Source organism: Candidatus Symbiothrix dinenymphae, from assembly GCF_001431085.1.
Map to the genome: position 1 here is coordinate 1 of NZ_BBRU01000533.1, position 3,961 is coordinate 3,961.

Here is a 3,961-nt window from a genome sequence, read left to right on the forward strand (position 1 = left end):
CCTCTGCCGTTTCCACACAGGGTAAAGTGTCTTGTCGTTGTGCGCCGTGAAATTTTAGAATGTTACTTGCCGCAATCAAAAGTGCGCGTTTGAGAGGTTCGGGCACCTGTTTTGCACCCCGTGCCGGGTCTTCCGGCGGCACTTCCAAGTCTGTCAAAGCAACTTTGTCGAATTGTAACTCATAGGCCTTAACCGCCTCATCGCCAAGCGATTTCACGGCATCAAGCACGGTTTGAACTGTGCCGAAAAGGGCAGTCTGATTTTGCGTGGGGCGAGCAATTAACTCGTTCCACTGCACTCTGGGAGGATAAAGGTATGTCTGCATACGTCTAAACTGTATTAAACTTCACCATTAGTGGTAAAGTGGGACAAAGGTACGCATTTTTTTTTGAACTGGCAAGTTGGGCTTTCAGCCCGTGGAGGAACTTCCAACCAATCTTCCGAACACGACTAGGGCAAAGGTGGTAATGAGTTATGAGTTATGAGTCATGAGTCAATTCTTTTTGCAGCATTTTGTAAATCTCCTGCCAATCTTTTTTATACAGTTCGGTTGAAATAGTTGCAAGTTGTGTAAAGGTTTTTGACGCATAGAATGTTTCTGTGGCTCTGATTTCATCTATGTTCAAGTCCAGCATCAGTTGCTCTACGAGCGGCTCACCGATATGGGCAAACTTTGATATTCGCATAAGGTTAGGTTGTTCGAGAAACAAAAGCGCAGATGTTGTACAAAAACAAATCTGATGTGTTTCTGTATGGTGTTTGAGCATTTGTAAAAAATCCGCTCTTAAAATTGCACCTGCCAAATAATCGTCAATAGTTCTTGTTATTTTATCATCCGCAACCGGACCTTCTACAATATCGTAGTCGTGTTGAGATGCTGCTGTTGCCGTGTTCCTGTTCAGTACGATGAAATCCAACCATTCGTCATTATATTCGCTAAAACGCAATACCTTGAAAGATTTATCGGTAAAAGCTCTTTCATTAAAAGTAAATTCGGTAACAACGCTTTCGGTCTTATGCTTTTTCCCGATAATTTCTGCCCAATCTTCGGCTTGTTTTCTGAATTTTGTTACATAGAAACCCTTGCCAAAATCCTTGTTGTCTTTGCAATAATCCAAATCAACACTGTCAATAAGCATATAACTTCCGTGATAAACCTGCATCATCGTCGCCCTCCATTTTGACGGCAAATTTCAAACATATCGCGCACCGCCCAAAACGGATTGTCGGTATGCAACGCCCACCAATGCTCGTTCAAAAAATCCCACCCACCATATTTTTTCAAGTAAAAGAAAGCACCTTGAATGTTCATTTTATAAGCATCGGCAAACTTCGGGACGATATAGGTGATAAAACTCACCTTATCGCTTGTTTCTTTGTCCAATCTTGATTCCATAACGTTATTATATGCCATATTGTTGTTTATTTACATTATGGGGGCAAAGGTAGTAAATAATTATGAGTTATGAGTTATGAGTTATCAATATTATTTCATCATTTTTTTTTCATTTCCTTGCCATTTGGCTAATCAGTGCCCTGTCGTATGTTGCAATCTCAAAATTACGAACTTTGCTATATGCGGAAAGCATACAATCTACAAAATCTAATTTTGTGGTTGCAAAAACTTTAAGGGCTTCGTCAATCACCTCAAAATCAATGACTGAAACCGTTGGAATCCGCAGAAAATAGCGCAAAGAACTTGCTACATAATGTCTATCACTTTCATACGTTTTCAACAAAACATAAACTACCTCAGAGAGCACTTCAGAGAACACAAAACAATTGTTCGATTCGAGTGTCAAAATAGAAGTGTTTTTTTGCACCTCATCATCGTTGAGAAACAAGCGTAGAATTATATTTGTATCAAGATAAACCGTACTTTTCATCCATTCCTTTCTTCCAGCCATCCGTTTCGTGCTCTCTTTTAGAGGGATTAGCATATTTGTTAAAAATCCCTGCGAGTTGACCGGCGTAAACAACCCCGGTGGGTTCATTATTCAAATCCACTACCGATTTCATTACTGTTTCCATATCATCGTTATATTAAAAATTTTTCTGCAAAGGTAATGCTTATTTGGTTGAATGGGCAACCCTGTTTTTTTGGGGGACCTTGGCTACAATGCCAAAAATTTTGCCAATTTCTCAATTCCTTGCTTGTGTTTTACAGGATTATCGGATTTTAGTTTGCTTATATTCAACTGCTTCCATTGCACGGATGGAAATTGTAAGAACTCCTGATATTCGGTGTGTTTCGCCAATGGATTTCCGGCTTCAAAATCAAGTAAAAACGCCTTATCGTTGTCCGTTAAATTAGAATTTATGAACTCTATCAACTTTTCGCGAGTTTTCTCAAAATCAGAATAGCTAAACGGAATATCTGTCATGCCTGCAAATTGCTGTACAAGTGCTTCGCTTTGATTTGTCCGATTAGGGGCAAGCGTTTCCACTATGGGACGGTCGCTGCCTAAAAGAGCGTAGAAAAAACCTTTTTTTACCTCTTCAAAATCGGTTATCTTGTCGAACATCAGTTTTACATCAAATAAATCCCGCGGGTGTTGCCTGTCGAGTGCTGCCGATATTTTTCCACCGTAAAGTTGTGAAAATGATACAATTTTTGTTTTGTTGGAAGTTTCAAAAGCAGTTTGCGCCTTTTTGCATAACGGTTTTATTTCCGTTGGCTCAATAAGTCCCCGTTTTGTTCCGCTGACTTCTACCTTTACCATTATTCCCCGCTGATTGCAGTATATTTTATTGGGTTTTTCAGTAACAATTGCATTTGGAATGATTGTTTTTACCTTTTCCTTGATGATTGACAGATTTTTATGAATTTCAGCAAATGATTCTTCCCGTGATTTTACCGGTACAAAAGTTACATCAATATCAACGGAATAGCGAGGCAAATCAAGCACATAAAGATTTATAGCCGTACCTCCGTGTACTGCAAAATCATCAATTCCTGATAAGGTTGGAATGATTTTCAGCAATAATTCAACTTGTTGTTTATATAATTTATTCATATTCAACTAAATCTCGTGGCAATGTTATTTGATATTTTGCATTATAAACGCCTTTTTCCACGATTGCTCTTTTTCCTGTTCCCAAACTTATTCGTGATAAATCCAAATCATTTAACCAAACGTGTCCGGCTTTTTCAGCCATATAGAGAAACAATCTTTTTACTTTGACAGACTTACACTCTTCCAACAAGACTTGCAATAGCGCAGGTCGCAAACCGTTCAACATTTCCATAACATAATATAAATCAGTTAAAATGTAATGTTTTGGTGCAAGGTCTAAGCATTCCAAAAATGCTTTCTCGGGGGAGGAAACGGAAACTTCAAAACCATTTTCGGCTATAGTAGCTATTCCTGTTTCGCTTGTGTCATAACATCTTTTTAGAATATTGACACCCCAATCATACTTTAAGAACCATTGCGGAAACCATTCATCGCGAGGACAATAAACCACAATCGTTTGTCTGCCGAGTGGTACATAATGGGCAAAACCCCGCATTTCCAATGCTGACAAAGCCCCAACATGCAGTTTTTTATGCAGTTGGCTGTTAAAGCAAGCCAAAGCACTGAACAAAGTCGGCTTATCGCCGGTACGGTACATAACACCCGGCGCTATGGCTGTAAACCATTGTGCATCGCGATAATGTTGCTGCAAAGTATAGGATATGCCATTCGCGTTTAGCCACGATGCAAAACATAGCGCACCTGACGGCAATTTTTGCAGAAAATAGTTTATTTTTGTTTGTCCTTTTACATTCATGGTGCAAATATACTAAAAAAAATAAACCACAACGAAAAAGATTCATCATTTATCTGGCATTTAACTTTATTTAACACCCCCCCCCCACAAAATTTAACTTTTTTTAAACAATGGAGGTACAAAAACTTGAATGTTGTTTAAAAATAATCCTTACCTTTGCGCCCGAATTTGCGCTAAGTTATAATGA

The 3,961-nt window shown here is 38.9% G+C and carries 7 protein-coding genes; all 7 read right to left on the reverse strand.

Annotated elements, in window-relative coordinates:
- A partial coding sequence (locus ASC50_RS05500; protein ID WP_193391218.1) for a histidinol dehydrogenase occupies positions 1-325 on the reverse strand: 325 nt, incomplete at its 3' end.
- A 154-nt stretch (positions 326-479) separates the two neighbouring features.
- A complete protein-coding gene (locus tag ASC50_RS05505) occupies positions 480-1,166 on the reverse strand; it encodes a DUF3990 domain-containing protein (RefSeq protein ID WP_055432979.1) in 687 nt (228 codons plus the stop codon).
- The gene (locus ASC50_RS05510) at positions 1,163-1,396 is read right to left on the reverse strand and encodes a DUF3791 domain-containing protein (protein WP_158648501.1); all 234 of its coding nucleotides are present in this window, start codon (positions 1,394-1,396) and stop codon (positions 1,163-1,165) included. The genes ASC50_RS05505 and ASC50_RS05510 overlap by 4 nt, the downstream gene beginning before the upstream one ends.
- Positions 1,397-1,505: 109 nt before the next feature.
- A complete protein-coding gene (locus ASC50_RS05515) occupies positions 1,506-1,886 on the reverse strand; it encodes a PIN domain-containing protein (protein ID WP_158648502.1) in 381 nt (126 codons plus the stop codon).
- Positions 1,864-2,031, reverse strand: coding sequence for a hypothetical protein (locus ASC50_RS07270; protein WP_158648503.1), 168 nt, complete (start codon positions 2,029-2,031; stop codon positions 1,864-1,866). The genes ASC50_RS05515 and ASC50_RS07270 overlap by 23 nt, the downstream gene beginning before the upstream one ends.
- Before the next feature lie 83 nt (positions 2,032-2,114).
- A complete protein-coding gene (locus tag ASC50_RS05520) occupies positions 2,115-3,017 on the reverse strand; it encodes a nucleotidyl transferase AbiEii/AbiGii toxin family protein (protein WP_055432976.1) in 903 nt (300 codons plus the stop codon).
- On the reverse strand, positions 3,010-3,774 hold the full coding sequence (locus ASC50_RS05525) for a type IV toxin-antitoxin system AbiEi family antitoxin (RefSeq protein WP_082592108.1): 765 nt from the start codon (positions 3,772-3,774) through the stop codon (positions 3,010-3,012). Before ASC50_RS05525 ends, ASC50_RS05520 begins: the two co-directional genes overlap by 8 nt.
- Positions 3,775-3,961: the final 187 nt, after the last annotated feature.

Excerpts from the sequence above, each read along its gene's own strand:
- ASC50_RS05505 (WP_055432979.1), bottom strand. The coding sequence starts at position 1,166 with ATGATGCAGGTTTATCACGGAAGTTATATGCTTATTGACAGTGTTGAT.
- ASC50_RS05510 (WP_158648501.1), bottom strand. The coding sequence starts at position 1,396 with ATGGAATCAAGATTGGACAAAGAAACAAGCGATAAGGTGAGTTTTATC.
- ASC50_RS05515 (WP_158648502.1), bottom strand. The coding sequence starts at position 1,886 with ATGAAAAGTACGGTTTATCTTGATACAAATATAATTCTACGCTTGTTT.
- ASC50_RS07270 (WP_158648503.1), bottom strand. The coding sequence starts at position 2,031 with ATGGAAACAGTAATGAAATCGGTAGTGGATTTGAATAATGAACCCACC.
- ASC50_RS05520 (WP_055432976.1), bottom strand. The coding sequence starts at position 3,017 with ATGAATAAATTATATAAACAACAAGTTGAATTATTGCTGAAAATCATT.
- ASC50_RS05525 (WP_082592108.1), bottom strand. The coding sequence starts at position 3,774 with ATGAATGTAAAAGGACAAACAAAAATAAACTATTTTCTGCAAAAATTG.